This window comes from Frankia sp. Allo2 (assembly GCF_000733325.1).
GTDB classification, from domain to species: Bacteria; Actinomycetota; Actinomycetes; order Frankiales; family Frankiaceae; genus Frankia; species Frankia casuarinae.
The window spans coordinates 207,609-229,504 of the sequence record NZ_JPHT01000003.1; the positions used below are offsets into that span (position 1 = coordinate 207,609).

The 21,896-nt window shown below is 70.5% G+C and carries 21 protein-coding genes and 1 tRNA gene; 9 read left to right on the plus strand and 13 right to left on the minus strand.

Going from position 1 to position 21,896, the window contains the following annotated elements; all coding sequences use genetic code 11:
• Positions 1-3 precede the first annotated feature (3 nt).
• Together ALLO2_RS04505 and mca are read right to left on the minus strand one after the other, a co-directional pair.
• Positions 4-366 carry a hypothetical protein gene (locus tag ALLO2_RS04505; protein ID WP_023840081.1) on the minus strand — a complete coding sequence of 121 codons (363 nt, stop codon included), beginning with the start codon at positions 364-366 and terminating at the stop codon, positions 4-6.
• A gap of 222 nt (positions 367-588) precedes the next feature.
• Complete coding sequence (mca, locus tag ALLO2_RS04510; RefSeq protein ID WP_011438277.1) at positions 589-1,491, minus strand: mycothiol conjugate amidase Mca; 903 nt, start codon at positions 1,489-1,491, stop codon at positions 589-591.
• Positions 1,492-1,947: 456 nt separating this feature from the next.
• On the opposite strand from mca, the gene greA reads away from it, so the two are divergent.
• From greA to ALLO2_RS04525, 3 genes are all read left to right on the plus strand, one after another.
• Entirely contained in the window at positions 1,948-2,430 is a 483-nt protein-coding gene (greA, locus tag ALLO2_RS04515) for a transcription elongation factor GreA (RefSeq protein ID WP_011438278.1), read from the plus strand.
• 123 nt (positions 2,431-2,553) lie between these two features.
• Complete coding sequence (locus ALLO2_RS04520; protein WP_173645785.1) at positions 2,554-3,993, plus strand: magnesium chelatase; 1,440 nt, start codon at positions 2,554-2,556, stop codon at positions 3,991-3,993.
• 44 nt (positions 3,994-4,037) lie between these two features.
• Complete coding sequence (locus ALLO2_RS04525) at positions 4,038-6,032, plus strand: VWA domain-containing protein (protein ID WP_035729901.1); 1,995 nt, start codon at positions 4,038-4,040, stop codon at positions 6,030-6,032.
• Here ALLO2_RS04525 and ALLO2_RS04530 read toward each other — a convergent pair.
• Positions 5,952-6,575 (minus strand): PadR family transcriptional regulator, encoded by a 624-nt coding sequence (locus ALLO2_RS04530; RefSeq protein WP_035729904.1) that lies wholly within the window; start codon positions 6,573-6,575, stop codon positions 5,952-5,954. The genes ALLO2_RS04525 and ALLO2_RS04530 overlap by 81 nt on opposite strands.
• Positions 6,576-6,799: 224 nt before the next feature.
• Between ALLO2_RS04530 and ALLO2_RS04535 the strand changes: the two genes are divergently transcribed.
• Positions 6,800-7,951 carry a serine protease gene (locus ALLO2_RS04535; protein ID WP_035729905.1) on the plus strand — a complete coding sequence of 384 codons (1,152 nt, stop codon included), beginning with the start codon at positions 6,800-6,802 and terminating at the stop codon, positions 7,949-7,951.
• Between the two features lie 55 nt (positions 7,952-8,006).
• On the plus strand, positions 8,007-8,468 hold the full coding sequence (locus ALLO2_RS04540) for a membrane protein (RefSeq protein WP_011438283.1): 462 nt from the start codon (positions 8,007-8,009) through the stop codon (positions 8,466-8,468).
• Between the two features lie 43 nt (positions 8,469-8,511).
• Here ALLO2_RS04540 and ALLO2_RS04545 read toward each other — a convergent pair whose 3' ends face one another.
• On the minus strand, positions 8,512-9,414 hold the full coding sequence (locus ALLO2_RS04545) for an alpha/beta fold hydrolase (protein WP_011438284.1): 903 nt from the start codon (positions 9,412-9,414) through the stop codon (positions 8,512-8,514).
• A gap of 196 nt (positions 9,415-9,610) precedes the next feature.
• Between ALLO2_RS04545 and ALLO2_RS04550 the strand changes: the two genes are divergently transcribed.
• A complete protein-coding gene (locus ALLO2_RS04550) occupies positions 9,611-11,305 on the plus strand; it encodes an MBOAT family protein (RefSeq protein WP_011438285.1) in 1,695 nt (564 codons plus the stop codon).
• Positions 11,306-11,492: 187 nt separating this feature from the next.
• Positions 11,493-12,542, plus strand: coding sequence for a DUF459 domain-containing protein (locus ALLO2_RS04555; RefSeq protein ID WP_035729908.1), 1,050 nt, complete (start codon positions 11,493-11,495; stop codon positions 12,540-12,542).
• A 50-nt stretch (positions 12,543-12,592) separates the two neighbouring features.
• On the opposite strand, the gene ALLO2_RS04560 is transcribed toward ALLO2_RS04555, so the two are convergent.
• Positions 12,593-12,973 carry a hypothetical protein gene (locus ALLO2_RS04560; protein ID WP_035729910.1) on the minus strand — a complete coding sequence of 127 codons (381 nt, stop codon included), beginning with the start codon at positions 12,971-12,973 and terminating at the stop codon, positions 12,593-12,595.
• Between the two features lie 109 nt (positions 12,974-13,082).
• On the opposite strand from ALLO2_RS04560, the gene ALLO2_RS04565 reads away from it, so the two are divergent.
• Both ALLO2_RS04565 and ALLO2_RS04570 read left to right on the plus strand, forming a co-directional pair.
• The gene (locus ALLO2_RS04565; RefSeq protein ID WP_011438288.1) at positions 13,083-13,310 is read left to right on the plus strand and encodes a DUF4287 domain-containing protein; all 228 of its coding nucleotides are present in this window, start codon (positions 13,083-13,085) and stop codon (positions 13,308-13,310) included.
• Between the two features lie 173 nt (positions 13,311-13,483).
• On the plus strand, positions 13,484-13,894 hold the full coding sequence (locus tag ALLO2_RS04570) for a PPOX class F420-dependent oxidoreductase (RefSeq protein ID WP_035729912.1): 411 nt from the start codon (positions 13,484-13,486) through the stop codon (positions 13,892-13,894).
• Between the two features lie 111 nt (positions 13,895-14,005).
• On the opposite strand, the gene ALLO2_RS04575 is transcribed toward ALLO2_RS04570, so the two are convergent.
• From ALLO2_RS04575 to eno, 8 genes are all read right to left on the minus strand, one after another.
• On the minus strand, positions 14,006-14,764 hold the full coding sequence (locus ALLO2_RS04575) for a Bax inhibitor-1/YccA family protein (protein ID WP_035729915.1): 759 nt from the start codon (positions 14,762-14,764) through the stop codon (positions 14,006-14,008).
• Between the two features lie 242 nt (positions 14,765-15,006).
• Positions 15,007-15,081: transfer RNA gene (locus tag ALLO2_RS04580), tRNA-Leu, on the minus strand.
• Positions 15,082-15,432: 351 nt separating this feature from the next.
• Positions 15,433-16,980 (minus strand): NAD(P)/FAD-dependent oxidoreductase, encoded by a 1,548-nt coding sequence (locus ALLO2_RS04585; protein WP_035729917.1) that lies wholly within the window; start codon positions 16,978-16,980, stop codon positions 15,433-15,435.
• A gap of 168 nt (positions 16,981-17,148) precedes the next feature.
• Positions 17,149-17,946 carry a uracil-DNA glycosylase gene (locus ALLO2_RS04590; protein ID WP_023840076.1) on the minus strand — a complete coding sequence of 266 codons (798 nt, stop codon included), beginning with the start codon at positions 17,944-17,946 and terminating at the stop codon, positions 17,149-17,151.
• A 91-nt stretch (positions 17,947-18,037) separates the two neighbouring features.
• Complete coding sequence (locus tag ALLO2_RS04595) at positions 18,038-19,099, minus strand: Ppx/GppA family phosphatase (protein ID WP_011438294.1); 1,062 nt, start codon at positions 19,097-19,099, stop codon at positions 18,038-18,040.
• Positions 19,100-19,124: 25 nt separating this feature from the next.
• Positions 19,125-19,751 (minus strand): DUF501 domain-containing protein, encoded by a 627-nt coding sequence (locus ALLO2_RS04600; protein ID WP_035729977.1) that lies wholly within the window; start codon positions 19,749-19,751, stop codon positions 19,125-19,127.
• An 89-nt stretch (positions 19,752-19,840) separates the two neighbouring features.
• The gene (locus ALLO2_RS04605) at positions 19,841-20,215 is read right to left on the minus strand and encodes a septum formation initiator family protein (RefSeq protein ID WP_011438296.1); all 375 of its coding nucleotides are present in this window, start codon (positions 20,213-20,215) and stop codon (positions 19,841-19,843) included.
• Between the two features lie 4 nt (positions 20,216-20,219).
• Positions 20,220-21,503, minus strand: coding sequence for a phosphopyruvate hydratase (gene eno / locus ALLO2_RS04610; RefSeq protein WP_035729979.1), 1,284 nt, complete (start codon positions 21,501-21,503; stop codon positions 20,220-20,222).
• Positions 21,504-21,896 lie beyond the last annotated feature (393 nt).

Sequence of the window (21,896 nt, forward strand, 5' to 3'; positions counted from 1 at the left end):
CGCCTACCGATCGCTCCCCGCGGAGCCCGCGGGGGGTCCAGGCTGGGTCGGCAGGTCCAGCTGCTCGCCGCCNCCCGCCAGGCCCGCCGTGCTACCGGCGCCGGCGGTGCCGGCGGTCTCCTCGACGACCTCCCCGTCGATAACCGGCCCGTCTCCACCGTCCAGCCGGCGCATCGCGTTCGGATCAGGGTCGACGCCGGCGAACTCGCCGCTGGCGACGTTCGACCGCATCCGGCGCAGGCTCTTCGAGAGGAAGAAGAAGATCACACTGGAGGCCGCGATCAGTGCCAGGACGACGAGGAGCCCGACGGCTCCGGCGTCGATCTTCCTCTCGACCAGCACGGAAGCGGCGAAGACCTCGTTCACGGGCACGTCCTCACACCTGGTGTCCTCTGGTGTCCGCCACACCTGCTGTCACCGCCCGCCACGGGGACACTCCACGACGGGCGCCGATTCCGACCCTACGCCCTGCCGTACGAGTCCTCCGCCTCCGCGGTCACGCACCGTTGACTAGATCACATACTGTTCGAAAAGTCACATGCCATCCGAAAAGTCACATGCCACCTGAAAGGTCAGGTTACCGGAGAGTCACACGCCGTTGAACAGATCGTCTTCGGGCAGCATGCCGACCTCGATAAGAGAACGGGCCAGCTGGTAGTCCTCTGTCGGCCAGGCGTCCCGCTGCACCTCCAGGGGTATCCGGAACCACCATCCGGTGGGGTCGACCTGGGTGGCGTGGGCGATCAGTGCCCGGTCGCGGGTCTCGAACCAGTCCGCGCACTCCACCTGGGTGGTGAGCCGACCGGTGTCCTCGGCGCGGTCGACCCACTCGGCCAGCCGCTCGGCATAGGGGGACTCCAGACCGCGGGCCATCATCTCCTCGTGGAGAGCGAGGACGCGCTCCTTGTGGAAGGTGAGGTGGTAGTAAAGCTTGAGCGGCTGCCAGGGTTCGAGGCCGGCGTCGACACCGACCTCGGGATAACGGTCGGGATCACCGGCCGCCTCGAACGCCTCCACACTGACCCGATGGGTCATGATGTGGTCGGGATGCGGATACCCGCCCGACTCGTCGTAGGTCGTGATGACCTGCGGCCGGAACTGACGGATCAACCGGACCAGCGGACGGGCCGCCTCGCCGAGCGCGATGGTGGCGAACCGCCCGTCCGGAACAGGCGGCGGCGGATCGCCCTCAGGCAGTCCGGAGTCGACGAAGCCGAGCCACTCCTGGCGGACCCCGAGGATGAGCCGGGCGGCCTCCATCTCCTGCCTGCGGATCTCCGCCATCCGGGCGGCGACACCCGGCTGGTCCATCGCGGGGTTGAGGATGCTGCCCTCCTCTCCCCCGGTACACGTGACCACGAGGACGTCGGCGCCCTCGCTGGCGTAACGTGCCATGGTGGCGGCGCCTTTGCTGGACTCGTCATCGGGGTGGGCGTGGATGGCCATCAGGCGCAGGCCATGCCGATCGTGGACCGCGGGCATGCGGCCCATTGTTCCTGATGCCTCGACGTTGCTGATGCCTCGACGTTCCTGATGCCTCGACGTTGTTCCGGGCTCACCGGTCTGGGTGATCCGACCTCGTCCGAGGAACCGCCGGGGCCCGCCCCGCGTTCGGTCTGGAAAAGTCACCCAACGCCGTGGCACAATGCACCGTCCGCGCATGCTTCGACGGCAGGCCTGCCGTCGACCGGCGCACCGACATCGTCGTCGGCCCGGTCCGGAGGGCCGATGGACGACGGCCGGTTCCGTCGTCCTCCCACCCCTGCGTGAAGCATGCGTGGTCGAGGTCGAAGGCAAGGGCTGTCGGATCNCCCGTANGGGCTGACCCGCCGGTCCGGAGCTTCCGGGCGGTCCAGACGCCGCCAGAGCCACCAAGCCCGACATCGGATTCCTTGATTCATTTTGGTATGATGACCCTTTTGATGTTCACCGAGGAGCGTGACCCGCGTGACGCAGCAGACTTGGCTCACCCAGGAGGCATACGACCGGCTCCGCTCCGAGCTCGACTACCTGACCGGCCCGTGGCGTACGGAGATCGCGACCAAAATTGAGGCTGCCCGCGAGGAGGGCGACCTCAAGGAAAACGGCGGCTACCACGCGGCCAAGGAGGAGCAGGGCAAGCAGGAGGCCCGGATTCGCCAGCTCACGGACCTGCTGCGCGACGCCCAGGTCGGCGAGGCACCCGCGGCGACCGGCGAGGCCGGCCCCGGCACCGTCGTCGAGGTGCGCTTCTCCGGCGAACGGGAGACGGAGAAGTTCCTCATCGGCTCGCGTGAGGACCACAGCACGCCCATCGAGGTCTTCTCCCCGGCGTCCCCGCTAGGCGGCGCGGTGAGCGGGCACAAGGCGGGCGAGACCGTCTCCTACACGCTGCCCAACGGCCGTTCGGCCAAGGTCGAGATCGTCTCGGTGTCGCCCTACTCGGGCTGACTACGCCAGCAGCGGACGAGCGCCGGCCCGGCTGCACGGGTGGCGGCGTCGGCGTACCGTCAACGGGTGGAGGATCTGCCGGCACAGCCCAGTCATTCCATACCACCGACCGTGCCCCCGACCGTGGCATCTGCGGTCCACCCGCCGACGGCCGCCGCCCCGCAGTTCACCACCCTGGGTGGGCTGCGCCGCAGCGGGCACGCGCACCGCCCGGTGCGGACGGAGCTGCGCGACAACCTCGTCGCCCTGATGCAGGGCGACGGCCCCCGGTTCCCGGGCATCGTCGGTTTCGACGAGACCGTCCTTCCCCAGGTCGAGCGGGCCATCCTGGCCGGTCACGACATCGTCTTCCTCGGCGAGCGCGGGCAGGGCAAGACCCGGCTCATCCGCACTCTGGTGAGTCTGCTCGACGAGTGGTCGCCGGCCGTCGCCGGCTGTGAGATCAACGACCACCCCTACGCGCCGGTCTGCGGCCGATGCCGGGCGCTGGCGGCCGATCTCGGTGACGCGCTGCCGGTGGTCTGGCGGCACCGCGGCGAGCGGTTCAGCGAGAAGCTCGCGACCCCGGACACGAGCGTCGGCGACCTCATCGGCGACGTCGACCCGGTGAAGGTCGCCGAGGGCCGCACGCTCGGCGATCCCGAGACGGTCCACTACGGGCTGGTGCCACGCACCAACCGCGGGATCTTCAGCGTCAACGAGCTGCCCGACCTCGCCGAACGGATCCAGGTCGCGCTGCTCAACGTGCTGGAGGAGCGGGACATCCAGGTCCGCGGCTACCTGCTCCGGTTGCCGCTGGACCTGCTGCTGGTCGCCTCGGCCAACCCCGAGGACTACACCAACCGGGGGCGGATCATCACGCCGCTCAAGGACCGGTTCGGCGCCGAGGTCCGCACCCACTACCCGCTGCACCTCACCGACGAACTGGCGCTGATCCGCCAGGAGGCGGTGATGTCCTGGGCGGGGTCCCCGCTCGGCGCACCGGAGATACCCGATCACCTGGTGGAGATCGTGGCCCGGTTCACCCGGCTGGTGCGCGACGCCCCCCAGGTCGACCAGCGCTCGGGGGTGTCGGCCCGGCTGTCGGTGGCCGCGGCCGAGACGGTGGCGGCTTCGGCGGTCCGCCGCGCGGCGCTGACCGGCGAGGAGACGCCCACCGCACGGGTGGTCGACCTCGCCGCGATCGTCCCGGCGGTACGCGGCAAGGTCGAGTTCGACCAGCTGGAGGAGGGCCGGGAGGACGAGGTCCTCGCGCTGCTGTTGCGCCGCGCGGTGGCCGAGACATTCCGGGCAAGGCTGGCCGGCGCGGACCTCACCGGCCTGCAGGCCCGCTTCGACGCGGATGGCCCGGTCGAGACCGGCGACCTGGTAGCGGCGGCCGAGCTGCTGCGCCGGGTCGGGCCGGTGCCCGGGCTCGCGGCGATCCTGACCAGGCTCGGCGTGGACGGGGCGGAGTCGCCGGGGCTCGCGGCGGCCGCGCTGGAGCTGGCGATGGAGGGACTGCACCTCAACCGCCGGCTGGCCAAGGAAGAGCTTCCCGGACGGACCGTCTACGGCACCTGACCCGGCGGCACCTGGCCTCGGCACGGAAGCTTCCAGGAGGAACAGTGAATTCCGGAACATTCCGGTATGGCCCGTGGGACGGCGGACCCGACCCACTCGCCTCTCCCTTCACCGCGTCCGACGCCCTGGATGAGATGTCCCGCCAGATTCTGGAGGGACGCACCCCGCGGGAGGCTCTGGAGTCGCTGCTGCGCCGGGGCATGCCGGGCCGGCGTGGTCTGGACGACATGCGCCGGGCCGTCGAGCGGCACCGGCGGGAGGCCCGATCCCACGGCCGGATGGACGGGACACTCCAAGAGGTCCGCCGGCTGCTCGACACCGCCGTGGGCCAGGAACGGGCGGCGCTGTTCCCCGACCCCTCCGACGACGCCCGGCTGCGCGAAGCCGAGCTGGACGCGCTGCCCGCGGACCCCGCCCGTGCGGTGCGCTCGCTCGCCGAGTATGACTGGCGGTCCCCGCCGGCCCGCGAGACGTACGAGAAGATCTCCGAGCTGCTGCGTCGCGAGGTCCTCGATTCCCAGTTCAAGGGGATGAAGCAGGCCCTGGAGGGGGCCACGCCCGAGGACTTCGCCCGGATCCGGGAGATGGTCGGCGCGCTCAACGCCCTGCTGGAGGCGGACGCCCGCGGTGAGGACACCGACGAGGCGTTCGCCCGGTTCATGCGGGAGTTCGGCGACTTCTTTCCGGAGAACCCCGGCTCGCTGGAGGAACTGGTTGACGCGCTGGCCCGCCGGGCCGCCGCCGCCGCGCGGTTGCTGGCCGGGCTCACCCCGCAGCAGCGCTCCGAACTCGCCGATCTGATGTCCACGGCGATGGAGGACCTGGGGCTCGCCGCGGAGATGTCACGACTGGCGCAGGCGCTGCGCGCGTCCCGACCTGACCTCAACTGGGGTGGACGGCTGCGGNGGCGGGCCGGCCGGTTGGGCGACGGCCTGAGCGGCGAGGAACCGCTCGGTCTCGGCGACGCCACCACCGCGCTGGAGGAGCTCGCGGAGCTGGACGAACTGGCCGCCGCGCTGGGGCAGGACTACGCCGGGGCCTCCCTGGAAGACGTTGACCCCGAGGCGGTGGCCCGGGCGCTGGGCCGGTCCGCCGTCGACGATCTGCGAGGGCTGCAGGAGATCGAACGGGAGCTGGAGCGGCAGGGATTCCTCACCCGCCGGGCCGGGAGCCTCGAGCTCACCCCGCGGGCGGTGCGCCGGATCGGGCAGGCCGCACTGGCCCGGATCTTCCGGCAGGTCTCCGCCCGGGGCCGCGGGGATCACAGCGTGACCGACGCGGGTTCCGCCGGGGATCTGCTGGGCACCTCCCGGGCCTGGCAGTTCGGCGACACCCAGCCGATCGACGTCGTCCGCACGGTCCGCAACGCGGTGCTGCGCGGCGGTCCGCCCGGCCGGGGCCACCCGATCCGCCTGGCGGTGGCCGACTTCGAGGTCGCCGAGACGGAGCGCCGCGCCACGGCGGCGGTGTGCCTGCTCGTCGACCTGTCCTACTCGATGGCGCTGCGGGGCACCTGGGGCATCGCGAAGTCGACGGCACTCGCGCTGCACACGCTCGTCAGCACGTCGTTCCCGCAAGACAAGATCCACATTGTCGGCTTCTCGGACTACGCCCGGGAGCTGCGGCCGGTCGAGCTCGCCGGGCTCGACTCCGAGATGGTGCAGGGCACGAACCTGCAGCACGCCCTGCTCATCGCTGGCCGGTTGCTGAGCCGCTACCCGCAGTCGGAGCCGGTCATCATGGTGGTCACCGACGGTGAGCCCACCGCGCACCTGCTGCGCGACGGTACTCCCTCGTTCTCCTGGCCGCCGATGCCCGAGACCCTGGAGCTGACCCTGGCCGAGGTCGACCGGCTCACCCGGCGCGGCGTGACCGTCAACGTGTTCATGCTCGACGACGAGCCACGGCTGGTGCAGTTCGTCGAGGAGATAGCCAGACGCAACGGCGGGCGGGNTCTCTCACCCNATCCCNCCGCCCTCGGCAACTACGTCATCCGGGACTACCTGCGGGCCCGGGGCAGGCACCGCACCGCCCGCTGACCGCCGCGCCACCCCGCCCGGCTCGGCGGCGAGGCGTTCCCAGAACTCGACCGCGAGCTCCTCGTAGCCGAGCCCGAGATCGAGGGTCCGGCGCAGCGACCAGGCCAGGGCGCCCGCGGGCAGCGCGATCAGGGAGCGGTACACCTCCAGGTGAGCGCGATGCGCCGCCGCCTGGGCCCGCGCGAGCCGGCTGACATCACCCGGCCGGCCCAGATCGGCGAATGCCAGCTTGAGCAGGCCGGGATCGCGCAGCTCGGTGCGCCCGGCCTCCGGGACGGTGAGCCACGCGGCCNACCTGCTCCGGCCGGCGTCGGTCAGGCGAAAGATCCGCCGCCTGCGGCCGGACTCCTCCCGTTCCTCCGAGAGGAGNCCGGCCGCGGCAAGGCGGGGCGGCTCCTTGTAGAGCTGGGCGTGCGGAAACGACCAGAAGTTACCGATCGAGCCGGCAACCGCGACCTTGAGCTCGTACGGAGTGGCGCTGCCACGCCGCGCCACCTCCCCCAGGACCAGATACGACACCGGCGTCAGCGCGATTCCAGCCATGGTCTCGATGATATGGCTTGAATGATACGGGTTGAATGATACGGGTTTATAGGTACCGTCTCTTCCGGACTATCTAGCACCTAGCCGTCTTACCCCTACAGCCCTCTCCAACCGGNCCATGGAGAGGGGTCGACAAGGGCGGGAGGCGCGGCCCGCCGACCCACCCGTCCCACAACGCCCGCGAGCCGCCACAGAAGGCGACAGTACTGCTACTCTGCGCTGTCGTGACGTCACGGAGTGCAGACCAGGAGTCCGAGCGACGGGCGGACGCGGCACGCCTCCGCCCACTCCCGCCGGNGGATGTACCCGGCGCCACCCGGGCCCGCCCACGCCCGCCGGCGCGATCGAGGCTCACCGTCGCGATCCTGCTGACGGCGGGCGTCGCGCTGGCACCCGCGGCCCTTCCGGCCAGCCCCGCCCAGGCGGCGTCGGACACCGGGCGAGGGGGCGCGCCGATCGCCGCCACGTACCCGGGATCCACCGCGGGACAGCTCCTCTCGGCGCCGGGGGCGGTGACCCTCGCCGAGCAGCGCGAGGTCGAACGGTACTGGAGCGCGCAGCGGCGGGCCCGAGCCTTCGGGGCCCGCACGAACGACCATGCCGATGCCGCCCCCCNCAGTCCCNGGCCGGCCCCGCCTGCCGCCGGCGACTCCGAAACGGCCGCGAGCGACGCTCCCCCGCCCCCGAGCGCCGGAACGCCCTACACCCGGGGCGGGCTGGTGACCACGACCACCGGCCGGTTGTTCGCCACCATCGGCGGCAGTGACTACGCCTGCTCCGCGAGCGTCGTGTCCAGCCCCAGCCGTGACCTCGTGGTCACCGCGGGGCACTGCGTGCACGGCGGTAGCGGGGAACAGTTCGCGCGGAACGTCATCTTCATCCCCGGGTTCGACAACGGCGCGATGCCCTACGGCATCTGGACCGCCCGCCGGCTTACCGTGACGTCCGGGTGGGCCCGCCAGGACGACTTCGACGTCGACACCGGCTTCGCCCTGTTCAACCCGTCCCCGTCCCGCGGCCGTCATCTCGAGGACACGGTCGGATCCCAGGGCATAGCCTTCGATCTTCCGGGGACGTATCCGCAGTACACCTTCGGCTACCCGCGGCTGCCCCCCTACGACGGCAGCCAACTCGTCTACTGCGCCGGCCCCGGCTTCGGCGACCCCTACGGCAGCCCGTCGATCGGCGTCGCCTGCCGCATGACGGCCGGCGCCAGCGGCGGGCCACTACTCACCGGCCTCGGCCGGCTCGGTTCCGGGCACGGCTGGGNCGACGGGGNGGTCAGCTACGCCTATGCCGGAGTCAACGACAAGCTGTACGGAACTCACTTCGGCGACGTGGTGAAGTCGCTCTACTACCAGTCCTACCGGCTCTAGCGGATCGCCGTCCCCCGGGATACGGCCGACGGACGACGATCGATACCTTCTGCGCATGCCGCATTCGGGCAGCTTCGGGCTCCTCCTGACCGTGCACGTCGTTCTCGGGGTCTTCGTCATCGGTCCGCTGACGCTGATCACCGTGGTCACCCCGCGCCTGCTGCGGTTGGGGGCCGGTGCCCTGCCGATCCTGCGCCTGTGCGTGCGGATGATCCGGGCTCTCGCGCTCGCCTCACTGCTCATCGTCGTGACGGGCCTCGGGCTGGTGCATCAGGGATCATTCGGCAGCGTGCGGTCGCTGGGCGACCCCTGGCTGTCGGGTGCCCTCGTGCTGTGGGTGGTGGCCACCGGGATCTCGCTGGGCATGATCGCGCCCGGGCTCGCCCACGCCGTCAAGGAGATCGACGCGGGCGGTGACACGCGTCGGCGTACCCTTCCAATCATGGGGGGTGTCGCCGTGAGCACCGCCTGCTGGATACTGATCATCGCTTTCATGGTCATCAAGCCCGGGACCTGACGCGGCCGGGCCACCGCGACGATCCGGGCAGGCGGGTCGTCGCTCAGCTCGCCTGCGCGAGCGTCCCGCGACGATCGACTTCCCCGCGATGCACGACATCGTCAAGCTTGTCCAGGATGCGACCCCAGACCTGGCGGGGGAGCTCATGCCCCATCCCGTCGATCTCCAGCAGCTCCGCGAGCGGGATCGCCGCGGCCGTCAACCGACCACCGAGGACCGGGACGAGCGGGTCCGCGTCACCGTGGACGACGAGGGTGGGGACCGGGAGCCGCGCGAGCCCGGGGGTGCGGTCGGGCGCCGCGAGCACGGCGGCGATCTGGCGCATGACCCCGACCGGGTTCGGGCGACGGCCCCATTGGATCTCGGCCCGCCGCCGCAGCCACGCCACGTCCGGCGCGAACAACGGCGAGCCCAGGACCTCCTGCGCCTCGTGCCCGGCGAGGACGAACTCCTCCAGGTCGGCCGGCGCCGGCCGCAGGAACAGCGCGATCGCCTCGGCGGTCGGCTGCACCCGGTGGTCACCCGGATGGGACATCATCGAGGTGAGGCTGCGCACCCGCTCGGGGTTCCCGAGGGCCACGATCTGGGCGATCATGCCACCCATCGAGCTGCCCATCAGGTGCGCCGACTCGATCCCGAGGGCGGTCAGCAGGCCGACCGCGTCCGCGGCCAGGTCCTCGAGCCGGTAGGGAGCGAGGTCGAAGCGACCGCTCAGGATCGCCGCCAGGTCGGGCCGACCGAGCTGGTCGAGATGAGTGGACAGTCCCACGTCCCGGTTGTCGAAGATGATCGTTCGATAACCGCGACGACCGAGCGCGGCCAGCAGGTCCGGGTGCCAGCCGACGAGCTGCTGCCCGAGGCCGCCGATCAGGAGCAGCGGCAACCCGTCCTCGTCGCCGTGGATCTCGTAGGCGAGGTCGATGCCGTTGACTGAGACGATGCCCATGGTCGGAAGGTAGCCATCCCATGGCGCCGGCGCACGAGTTCCACCGGCAATCGGCCGGAGGCTACCCGAAAGGGCCAGGCGGATGCCGGCAGCGCGGCCGTCGAGCGGCGAACACCCCACCCATCAACTACTTTAGGTAGTCGCTCGACTTCCTAAAGCGATTATCCTGCTGGGCGACCCCACCGGACGGGCACACATGATCTTTCCGACGATCGAGTTTGCGGCGTTCCTTGTCGTGGTGCTGGCGATCTCCTGGCTGCTGATGCCCCGGCCGAGGCTGTGGAAGCCGTTCATCCTCGGGGCGTCGTATTTCTTCTACGGCTTCGCGGACGCACGCTTCGTGCTGCTGATCGTGGCCTCCACCTTGATCAACCAGGGTGCCGCCGTCGCGATCCACCGCTGGCGCGACCGCCGCGTCCTCATCGCCGCGATCGTCTGCGACCTCGGCCTGCTCGGCTGGTTCAAGTACTACAGCTTCTTCGCCCTGTCGGTGGACCGCGCGCTGGCCGAGATCGGTCTCCCCACGGCGCTGCCCCTGCTCCAGGTGGCGCTGCCGATCGGGATCTCGTTCTTCACCTTCCAGGCGCTGTCCTACGTCATCGACGTCCATCGCGGCACCAGCACACCCGCGTCGCTGCTGGACTTCGCCGTGTACGAGGCGTTCTTCCCGCATCTGGTCGCCGGTCCCATCGTGCGTGCGCGCGAGTTCATCCCCCAGCTCGCCACGCCACGGGACCCGAACCAGGTCCAGGCCACCCGGGCCGTGTTCCTGATCGTGGGCGGCCTGGTCAAGAAGGTGGTGCTCGCCGATCTGATCGCCTCACGCCTCGTCGACCCCGTCTTCGACGCACCCGGCCAGCACTCGTCGCTGGAGATCGCCACGGCCGGCTACGGCTACGCCGTGCAGATCTACTGTGACTTCTCGGCGTACTCCGACATCGCGATCGGGATCGCCCTCCTGCTCGGCTTCCGCTTCCCGGACAACTTCGACCGTCCCTACGCGGCCGTCACCCTGCAGGACTTCTGGCGCCGCTGGCACATGACCCTGTCCCGATGGCTACGGGACTACGTCTACCTACCGCTCGGAGGGAACCGGAAGGGGCAGCGGCGCACCTACCTCAACATCATGATCACCATGACTCTGGGTGGTCTCTGGCACGGCGCCGCCTGGACGTTCGTCCTGTGGGGAGCGCTGCACGGCGGTGGGCTGGTGACCGAACGCCGGATCCGGGCCCGACGGGCGGACCGGATCCGGGCGACGGAACGGGCCCGAGCCACGGGACAGGAGCAGATCCCGGGACGGGCCCGAGCCACGGGACAGGAACAGATCCCGGGACAGGCCGAATCGGCGGGGCTCTCCGCGATGCCGCTACCCCGGCCGGGATCGGAGAGCCCCGCACCGCTCCTTTCCGCTGGCGGATCCGGCGCCGTTATTGGTCCCGGTCCCGCTGCCGGCTTCGGCATCGCCGGCAGTTCCGCGGGGACGCCAACCACGGCGAGCCGCCGGACGATCATCGCCGCACAGGCCGCGCTTCCCGAAGCGGTCCCCAACCCGGTCCGCGCCTGGGCCGGCCGGCTGGCCGTCTTCCACTTCGTGTGTGCCACCTGGGTCCTGTTCCGAGCGCCCGACCTGGCAACGGCACGCGAGCTCGTCGTCCGGCTGTTCACCGCGAGCGGACCGGCGCCGCTGGTCACTCCGACGGTCCTCGCCGCCATCGGGGTGGGACTGGCCACCGCAGCCGTCCCGCGCGTCTGGTGGATCCACGCGCAGGCCGCCTTCACCCGACTGCGCCTTGGCGCCCAGATCGCGCTGCTCACCCCGAGCATCATGATCATTTATGCGATCGTCGGCCCACAGGACGTCGCGCCGTTCATCTACTTCCGCTTCTGAGTCACGCTCGCCTGCTCTCCCCAGCCCAACCCCGGTCCCGGAGCCTGAGTGTTACCCCGGCCGGGGTAACACTCAGGCCGGACGATACGAGCAACGGCGAGAGGGACTTTAACTTAGAGTAATCTAATAGCAACGCCCGATCACATTCCGGGACATCTGTGACCTGCGTCAACGAAGCCGAGGGGCGATGACTGAGCGTGAAGATTCGGCGCCACCGGGACCCCCGGCGACCGCACCCGCGGCGACCACCGGCGTCGTCCGGGTTCGGCAGGCCTTCCTGCTGGTAGCCGTCACCCTGGGTCTGCTGGCGGTGCTCCGCGCCTCGGCGATGGTGCACGCGGGCGAGGGCATGCGCCCAGGACTCACCCGCACGCTCGTGCTGGGCGTGGCCCGGCCGACCGAACGGATCACCCGGACCGTCCATCTCGACGAACCGGACCGGTGGTTGTCGCGCGCGTTTGGTCACGACGCCAAGTCCGGCGGCACCTTCTCCGAGCTGGCATCGGCGGCCAGCCGAGCTGAAGCCGAGCCCGATCGCCCCGGCGCCCTCGGGCCGGGCGCCGCCGGTTCCCACCGCTCCCCGCTGCCACCGCGCCACCCGACCGCGGCCGATCCGCTGCGCGTCCTGGTCACCGGGGACTCGCTGACGGAATCNNTCGGNCCGAGCATNATNAACAGTGCGCCCGCCACGATCCGGGCACAGACCGAGACGCGGTTCGGCACGGGCCTGGTGCGGCCCGACTTCTTCGACTGGGCCACCCATGCCCGGGCGCAGATCACGCAGCGCAACCCAGAGCTGGTGATCGTCGCAATGGGCGGGAACGACGGCCAGGGCATCACGCTTGCGGACGGAACCGTCCTGCCGGCCGGATCGGACGCGTGGACCGCCGAGTACCAACGGCGTGCCATCGTCGTGATGCGGATCTGGAGCGGCGACGGAGCCCGCCGAGTGCTGTGGCTCAGCCTCCCGCCGGCCCGGTCGGACCAGCTTAACGGCTACTTCCGCCGGCTGAACGAGGCGACCCTCGACGCCACGACCAGGGTGGTCGGAGCCCGATATCTCGATCTCACCCCGTGGTTGTCGAAGAACGGCGCATACAGCGACTACCTCACCGGCACGGACGGTAACACCGTCCTGGCCCGAGCCCGTGACGGCGTGCACCTGAGTCTCGACGGCGCGCGGATCGCCGCGGGACACGTTCTGGAAACCGTGCGCAGCACGTGGAACCTGCGGTGAACGACGATCGGACCGACCGACCGAACTGGACGATCAGACCGACCGAACGCTCAACGGGGGCGGAACCCGAAGCCCGCGCCGTCCAGATCCCGGCGGGCCTCCAGGACGGCGGCCCGGGCGGCGGCCAGGACGTCGCGACCGGACGGCGCCGCCGCACCGGACACCGAGATCGCGGCGACGAGCTCGTCGGCGAGGACCGCGAGCTGGTCGGTCAGGGCATGCGGCGCCAGCCGCGGCGGACGAGCGCCGGCCGGCGCTCCCGTGCCGGCCCGCTCGCCGAGCGACGCCAGTTCGTCGAGCAGCCGAACGGCCCGCTCCGCCCTGGTACCACCGGATTCCACCGGAACATCCCATGATGACCCGGACCAACACTGAAGGCGGTGAATCAGCAGGCCGACCTCACGGGTGAGATCACGGACCTCGTCGGNCATCCGAGCAGGTTACCTGACGATGACGGGAACGGGTCTTGCTCTCTACTGTGGTATAGGGCACCCTCCAGACATGGTCCGTTGACGTCGGGTTTCACCTCAGGAGGCGCGCATGTCGCTGAACCGCTCCGCCCAGACCCACCAGATCCTCATCGAGCGGATACCGAAGGCAACCGGCCACGACGTGAACCACTGGCTCGATCGGCTCGACGACGGACCCGGCCTGCTCCGCTTCGCAGAGCGCGTCAACTGGCTGCGGGCCGAGCACGACCTGCCGCACTGCTATGCGGCGGCCCTGGTCCATGAGGCCGATCTGCGGCGGCGGGCGATCCGCGCGTAGACACTCGGCGGCCCGGCCGCGCAGGCCCGGCCGCTCGGTGGGGCGTCGAGGTACGGCCCGGCTTCCCGCAGCTGTCCCCCGCCCCATGGCGCCGGGTACCCGGCGCCATGGGGCGGATATGGTCCGCATCGTTGACGCGCCCGGTCGGCCACCGGACACATCACAATGACTGCATGAACCTCGACGCAGCCACTGAGTTCGTACGCGATCACCACCGGGCGGTGCTCAGCACCACCCGCCGGGATGGCACGCCCCAGATGTCACCGGTCACCGTCGGGGTGGACACCGACGGCCGTCTGCAGATCAGCAGCCGGCTCACCGCCTACAAGGTCCGCCACATCGAGCGGGATCCGACCGTACGGATCTGTGTGTTCCCCGATGAGTTCTTCGGGCCCTGGGTGCAGATCAACGGAACCGCCGAGATCGTCCGGCTACCGGCGGCGATGGACCTCCTGATCTCCTATTANCGAGACATCGCGGGTGAGCATCCCGACTGGGACGACTACCGGGCGGCGATGATCCGCGATCAGCGATGCATCATCCAGATCACTGCGCGGTCGGCGGGGCCGGACGTCTCGGGCTGAGGACCAGGCTTGAGGACACCCGCTATGCGCGCGCCCTGACCACGCGCGCCCTGACCCTGCCCGCCCTGACATGATCATCGGCAGGACCCGGCCCCACGACGGACCCGCGCGCTACTGCCGCAGCTTGGAGAGCAGGCGCAGCGTCTCCAGGTAGACCCAGACGAAGCCGATCAGCAGGCCGAATCCCGCCCGCCACGCCTCGGAACGCGGCGCATGGGACGCGATCGCCCGCTCGATGTAGTCGAAGTCGAGGATGAACTGCAGGCTCGCGACGCCGAGCACAAGCAGGCTGAACAGGATGCCGAGCGGCGTCGCATCGTTGATCACCGGCAGGTGGCTTCCGCTGGTGGCCCTGATCACGAGGTCGGTCAGGCCGAGGAGCACGACCCCGAGGAGCACGCCGAACACGATACGGGCCATCCGGGGGGTGGCCCGTAGCCGACCACTACGGTAGGCGACCAGCATCGCGACGAAGATCAGACCGGTCCCGAGCAGGGCCTGCGGGATGATGCCGTTGAAGGCGTTCTCGTAGTAGCGCGAGACCGCCCCGACCGCCACCCCTTCGATCAGGGCGAAGGCGATGATGAGCGGCGGACTGATCAGGTTGCGAAACGAGACGAACAGGCTGATCGCCAGGGCGACGAGGCCGGCCCCCAGCGCGATGCCGGGCGAGTCCGGCGCGAGGGCCCAGCCGACCGCGCCACCGACCGCCAGCAGCGCGAACAGCCCCAGCGTGTGCACGACGACGTCGTCGATCGTGAGGGTGGTGGGCTGGCGGTAGTGGCTCGCCAGCTCCTCGGGGGNCGGCGNGGGNGGAGACGCGAACCCACCGCGACGGAACGCGGGGTTCGAGGAACGAAGGTCGGCCATGGAGCCGGCTCCTCTCGGTCGCCTCCGGGGAGGCATCACCCTCGGTGACTACAGCCTACGTCACCGTCTGGAACGTTCCTTGGGATACGGGAGTTCCCGGCGCACCGGGACACGGTGGATGGCGACAAGGCATCGCGGCGCACGTCCACGCGCGCATCCTCACAGCATCCCACAGCGACGAAGCCTTCCCCTCCTCGGCCGCGGTTCATCGGTCAGATGCCCGGATGACCGAGAAAGGATTGTGCCGGTGGTCGGAGTCGAACCGACACTCGAGCTGTTTTTAGGACAGCCTCCTCTACCAGTTGGGATACACCGGCTCGTCTACATCGCTGATGTTTCTACCACGCTACGTAGGGTCTGGGAATAACACATGCGGAAAAAGTGGTCCGGAGATGGCGGCACGACCGAAAGCGTGACTCATCGTGACGAGGATGCCAACTGTTCGCCATCCCCTTCGATCGGTGGACAGCTCAGATCGCTAAAAGGCGGGTCCACCGTCGGGTTTGGTCCTGACGGCCAGAGCGGAGACGCGGGAAAACACCCCCACCTAAGTGCCGTGAAGCCACGAGGGCCGGTGAACCATCGCAACCGGGCGACGATTCACCGGCCCGCAGGCTCCCGGCGTCCCTACCGTCACACGCCGGCCATGGTGCCGCCGGGCGCTCAGTTCACGTGCCGCGCGGACCGGGCGTCCGGCTCCGGCCGCGGGAGATCCTGCCGGTCGGTGCGGCCCGGACGACATCCTCACCCGGGGACGCGGCCTCACCACCCTCGGCCTCACCGCCCTCGGCATCGCCGGGCGAGTCGGCTGCGACGGCGGACGCGGGGGCGCGAGTGGTCCCGTTCCGCCCGGTCGTCGTGACCGGAGTGCCGGGCGTGCCTGGGGAGATGGCCGCGGCGAACGCGGACGGCATCGCCGCCCGGCGGAACTCGGCCCGGGGATCGGCGAAGGATCCGAGCGAGACGATCTCGCGGCGGAAGAACAGTGCCAACGACCAGTCCGCGACCACCCTGGTCTTGCGGTTGAGGGTGGGAACCCTGCTCAGGTGGTACGTCCGGTGCATGAACCAGGCGGGCCAGCCGCGCAGCTTGACCCCGTAGACCTCGGCGACACCCTTGTGCAGGCCCAGGGACGCCACGCTGCCGGCATAGCTGTGCTCGTATGGTTCGAGGGGCTCGCCGCGCAGCTCGGCGAGGATGTTGAGGGCCAGCCGGCGAGCCTGGCGGACGGCGTGCTGGGCCGAGGGACCGGTCGTGACATCCTCGCCCCTGGTCAGGTCGGGCACGGCCGCGCAGTCACCCGCGGCCCACGCGTCACCCACCCCGTCGATCTGCAGGAAGACGGTCGCGCGCACCCGGCCTTGATCGTCCAAGGGCAGATCCGTGTCGGCCAGCATCGGGTTCGCCCGCACCCCGGCCGTCCACACGATGGTGCCCGCGTCGAACTCCTCACCGTTATTCAGCACAACCCGCCCACCGACCAGGCTCTCCACCCGCGTGTTCAACCTGACGTCGATGCCCCGGTGCTCGAGCTGCCGGAGGGTATAAAGCCCCATTCCGGGTGAAACCTCGGGAAGAATACGGCCGGCGGCTTCAACGAGGACCCAACGCATATCCGTCGGTTCCAGATCAGGATAGAAAGAACACGCATCGCGGGCCATGTCCTCCAACTCGGCAAGAGCCTCTATTCCGGCATACCCTCCGCCGATGAAGAGAAAGGTCAGCGCCCGGCGCCGGACCGCGGGATCGGTCACCGAGGCGGCCGCGTCCAACCGGCTGATGACCTGATTACGGAGATAAATGGCCTCGGCCGCGCTCTTGAAGCCGATGCCCTGCTCCGCGAGCCCTGGGATTGGCAGGGTTCGCGCCACCGATCCCGGACACATCACCAAGATGTCNTACTTAAGATCAAATTTCTCGCCAAGGGATGGTTTGATCACGGCGGTCCGTGTCCCATGCGACACCTGAAGCGCGCTTCCGCTGACAACCCGACAGCCCTTCAGCACCTTACGTAGCGGCACCACCACGTGCCGTGGCTCAAGGTTGCCGGCCGCCGCTTCCGGGAGGAAAGGCTGATAGGTCATGTACGAGTTGGGCTCGACGACTGTGACCAATGCCTCGTCCTGGCGCAGCTTCCGCCGCAGCCGCAGGGCCGTGTACATGCCGACGTATCCTCCGCCGACGATGAGGATGTGCGGTGGTTGCCCGTAGCCCATGGCAAAAACGTACCCACGAGGGCCGTGTTACACCCTGGTCCCGGGCTGGCCGCCCAGCTTTTTTCGTGACGCAGGACACGAATACCGGCGGTCTTCGGCCCGTGGTGCCGATGCGTGGGGACCGTGTTCCGGCTCACCTTCTGTGTCGACGGCCACAAGGACAAAGACTTACCCGGCCCGCTCAACCACTTCCGCGAGCTCCGCCGCCGTGCCAAAAATCGTGTCAAGCATCACTTCGGTGACCCGACCGGTGAAGGTGTTCTGCTGGCTTGGGTGATAGCAACCAACGACCGACACCCCGGATACGGGAAGTTCGACCCGCACGCCGTGCCCGAACGACACCCGGCGCGGAGGAACCGGGAATCCGGCCTGGACCAGGGCGGGCCACAGGGCGGACCAGGCGAATCCACCGAGGACGACGATGACCCGCAGGGTGGACCGGACAAGCTCCAGGTCACGCACCAACCAGGGCCGACAGGTGTCACGCTCCGTAGTGGTCGGCTTGTTCGCGGGCGGAGCGCAACGGACGACGGCGACGATGCGCGTGGCCGTCAGACGCTGACCGTCCCCGGCGGACACCGAGGTCGGCAGCGCCGCCAGCCCGACGCGGTGCAACGAGGCAAACAGCCAGTCGCCGCTGCGGTCCCCGGTGAAGATGCGTCCGGTGCGGTTCCCTCCGTGGGCCGCGGGCGCCAGACCGATGACGAGGATCCGGGCGTCGCCCGGGCCGAACGAGGGCACCGGACGCCCCCAGTAGGCCTGCTCGGCGAAGGCCGCCCGCCGCACCGCCGCGACTTCTTCCCGCCAGGTGACCAGGCGCGGGCAGGCCCGGCAGACGGACATCCGGGCATCGAGCTCCCGGGTGCCCGTCGCGTCGGCGGCCAACGCGCGGACCTCGCCCGGCGTGGCTGCGACCGGTGTGTCGGCGGCGGCGAGGTCCCCCGGCCAACCGCTTCCCGGTCGCACCGGACCCCCTGACCGCACCGGGCCCCCTGACCGCACCGGGTCACCCGTCCCGTCCGTCACCCCGCCCCACCGGTCCTCCTACAGCTGGTCCTCATACCGACGGGCCGGCGGTGACGGGCGGCGCCGCCCGCCCGGGCCCGGTGGCCGGGGCGCCCGGCGCGGCGGCCAGGGCCAGCGCTATCCCATCGAGGATGTCGCGTTCGCTTGCCACCACCGCCGCGGCGCCCGTTCGCTCGACCAGGGTGCGCAGCACGAGCGCGCCGGCGGCGATGACGTCCACCCGACCCGGGTGCATCACCGGCAGGGCCGCGCGCTGGTCGTGCGTCATCCTCAGCAGCCGGTCCGTGACCTGCGCGACCTGCTCCGCCGTCGTCACGGACAGGTGGATGCGGGTCGGGTCGTACTCGGGGAGATCAGCCGCGAGGGCGGCGACCGTGGTGACGGTCCCCGCGACGCCGACCAGCGTCGCCGCCTCGGTCAGGGGCACGGTACGGGCGGCGAGGTCGAGTGCCGCGTGCACGTCGGCGACGATCGCCGCGGCCTGCGCGCCGGTCGGCGGATCATCGTGCAGGTGCCGCTCCGCCAGCCGCACGCATCCGACGTTCACCGAACGGGCGGCCCGCACCCCGCTCACGTCCCCGAGGACGAGTTCGGTCGAGCCGCCGCCGATGTCGGCGAGCAGGATCGGCGTGGCGACCGGCCCCGTCGGCGCGCCCTCGACCGAACCGGCAGACGAACTGGCGTCGAACGAACCGGCGTCAAACGAACCGGCTCGGCCGACGAGGTCACCGATGGCGCCGCCGAAGGACAGGGCCGCCTCCTCGTTCCCGCTGATCACCTCGGGGTCCACACCGAGGATCGCGCGGACCCCGGCGACGAGCTCATGGCGGTTGCGCGCGTCGCGGGTCGCGCTCGTGGCGACCATCCGCACCCGTGAGGCTCCCAGCCGCTCGATCTGCTCGGCATAGTCCCGCAGCGCGGTGAAGGTGCGGGCGAGCGCCTCCGGCGCGAGCTCACCGGTCCGGTCGACCCCGGCCCCCAGCCGGACGATCTCCATCTGGCGGGTCAGCTCGTGCAGGGTCGATCCCTCGACGTCCGCCACCAGCAGACGGATCGAGTTGGTTCCACAGTCGATCGCGGCGACCCGACTCACGGTCTCTCCTCCCCGGTCAAATCCCCTATCGGATCTCTTTCGGATCCCCCGTCGGGTCCCCTGCCGGATCCCCTGTCGAACGACTGCCGGTCGGTCCGTCGCCCGCCGCCCCGCCGCCCGGGGCGGGTCCGGGCGCCTCGGCCTCGTCAACGCCCGGACATCGGCCACCGGCCACGCACGGCCCCCGCCGACCCCAGTCGGGAACAGCCGCAAGGGCCTCGTCACCGAACGGATTGACTCCCGGACCCACGGCGAGACTGTGCGCTACGAGGACGTGCAGGCACTTGACCCGATCGGGCATGCCACCCGCGCTCGGAGCGGCGGGCAGCACCTCGTGCGCGTCGCGCCGGGCGAGGNAGTCCCGGTGGGCGACGGCGTAGGCGGCGGCGAGCCGCGGATCCTCCGCCAGCCGGGCTGTCATCTCGCGCATCACCCCGACCCCCTCCAGCCGCGAGATCGCCGACGCAGCCCGGGGGCAGGTGAGGTAGTACAGGGTCGGGAAGGGGGTGCCGCCGGCAAGCCGCGGTGCGGTCTCGACCACGTCGGGAAGACCGCACGAGCAGCGATGGGCCACCGCGAGGACGGCTCGCGGCTCGCGGGAGAGCTGACGGCGCACGATCTCGAGATCCTCGGCCGTCACCGCCGGTGCCATACTCACCCCCTCGCCGTCATCGCCGTCATCACCGTCCGCCAAGCCCGTTCCTTCGCCGCACCGGGGTCGGGGCTCCCGCCCCGTGACCGCTACGGCGTCGAGATCTCCGACCAGAGTCGGGCGTACCAGGCCGAGCCCCCGGACGACCCGCCGCGGGTCTCGTCGCCGTCCTTGGTGGGTGCCGGTTTGATCGGCATCAGGTACGCCCGCTCACCGGGCTTGACGTAATGCAGCCGACGGCGCGCCTCGTCCTCGACCCAGGCCTGGTCGTCGTAGCGCTCGACCGTCGCCCGCAGCTCGTTGACCCTCGCCTGGGCCTGCGCGTTGGTCCGGCTCAGCTCGGAGAGCTTGGCCTGCTGCTGCAGGTACAGCCGCAGCGGATAGGCGAGGGTCAGGACCAGCACGCAGATCACGACGGCGAGCAGGGTCGCCCTCGTGGTCAGCGCGGTGTTCCGCGGCGGCATGGGATCAGCCGGCTTGCCTGCGGCGGGGGNACGCGGCGGCGCCCGCGTACCGGGCCGCGTCGTCGAGTTCCTCCTCGATGCGCAGCAGCTGATTGTACTTCGCGACCCGCTCCGAGCGCGCCGGGGCGCCGGTCTTGATCTGACCGCAGTCGACCGCGACGGCGAGGTCGGCGATGGTGGTGTCCTCGGTCTCGCCGGACCGGTGGGACATCATTGCCCGGTAGCCGCTACGGTGGGCCAGGTTCACCGCGTCGAGCGTCTCGGTCAGCGTGCCGATCTGGTTCACCTTCACCAGCAGGGCGTTTGCGGCCTTCAAGGCGATCCCGCGAGCCAGCCGCTCCGGGTTGGTCACGAACAGGTCGTCCCCGACGAGCTGCACCTTGCCACCGAGCCGCTCGGTGAGCGCCACCCAGCCATCCCAGTCATCCTCGGCCAGCGGGTCCTCGATGGAGACGATCGGGTAGGCGGAGACGAGCTCGGCATAGTAGTCGCTCAGGTACTCGGCGCTACGCGAGTTGCCCTCGAAGGTGTACGACCCGTCCGCGTAGAACTCGGTGGAGGCAACGTCCAACGCCAGGGCGATGTCCGTCCCCAGGGCGAAGCCGGCCTTGTCGATCCCCTCGGCGATGAGGTCGAGAGCCTCCCGGTTGGTGGGCAGGCTCGGCGCGAAGCCGCCCTCGTCGCCCACGCCGGTCGCCAGGCCCCGCGCCTTCAGCACGCTCTTGAGCGCGTGATAGACTTCCGCACCCCAGCGCAGCGACTCGGCGAAGGTGCTCGCGCCGATCGGAGCAATCATGAACTCCTGAATGTCGACGTTGGTGTCGGCGTGCGCACCACCGTTGAGGATGTTCATCATCGGCACCGGGAGCAGGTGCGCGGTCGGACCTCCCAGGTACCGGAACAGCGGCAGGCCGCTCGACGCCGCCGCCGCCTTGGCCACCGCCAGGCTGACCCCGAGCAGGGCGTTGGCGCCGAGGGCCGACTTGCCCGGGGTGCCGTCGAGGTCGATGAGCGTCGCGTCGAGAAGACGCTGCTCGGTGGCCTCCAACTCCATGATCGCCGGACCGATCCGGTCGATCACCGCGGCCACGGCCTTGGTCACGCCCTTGCCGCCATAGCGGTTGTCCCCGTCGCGCAGCTCGACGGCCTCGAAGGCACCGGTGCTCGCCCCGCTGGGCACCGCGGCGCGGCCCAGCGTGCCGTCCTCCAGGACGACCTCGACCTCGACGGTGGGGTTACCGCGCGAGTCAAGGATCTCGCGGGCTCCGACGGCCTCGATAGACGGCACGGCTTCGACCTCCGGTATGCGCTCTGACACGGAACGATGACGCGGTGGCAGCAGCGGACCGCCACAGGCCGGTGACCGGAAGCCACCACCCCGCGGCAGGCCACCGGGGCAGACCCTGATGGCCTGCCGCGGATCGTGGCGCGGGACGAGCGGTGCCGTCCGGACGAAACCGGTCGCTGCGAGACTACCGTCGCCCCACGGCGACGCGACGCCGGTCCCGGCCCGGCGCGGCGCGTCCATTCACCCGCGGCGGGTCCGTTCACCGGCCACCCGACGGTCATTTCACCGCCTGCCTGGCCGTCGGGCACCCGGGCGTCGATCCTCCCGCGGACGGCGGTGTCACGCATCCCACAGGCCGGCGAGTTCGTTGTGGGCCACCGGTGCGGACCGGCT

Coding starts and splice junctions, on each gene's coding strand:
- ALLO2_RS04550 (WP_011438285.1), top strand. CDS start 9,611: ATGATCTTTCCGACGATCGAGTTTGCGGCGTTCCTTGTCGTGGTGCTG.
- ALLO2_RS04540 (WP_011438283.1), top strand. CDS start 8,007: ATGCCGCATTCGGGCAGCTTCGGGCTCCTCCTGACCGTGCACGTCGTT.
- ALLO2_RS04545 (WP_011438284.1), bottom strand. CDS start 9,414: ATGGGCATCGTCTCAGTCAACGGCATCGACCTCGCCTACGAGATCCAC.
- ALLO2_RS04605 (WP_011438296.1), bottom strand. CDS start 20,215: ATGCCGCCGCGGAACACCGCGCTGACCACGAGGGCGACCCTGCTCGCC.
- ALLO2_RS04565 (WP_011438288.1), top strand. CDS start 13,083: ATGTCGCTGAACCGCTCCGCCCAGACCCACCAGATCCTCATCGAGCGG.
- mca (WP_011438277.1), bottom strand. CDS start 1,491: ATGGGCCGCATGCCCGCGGTCCACGATCGGCATGGCCTGCGCCTGATG.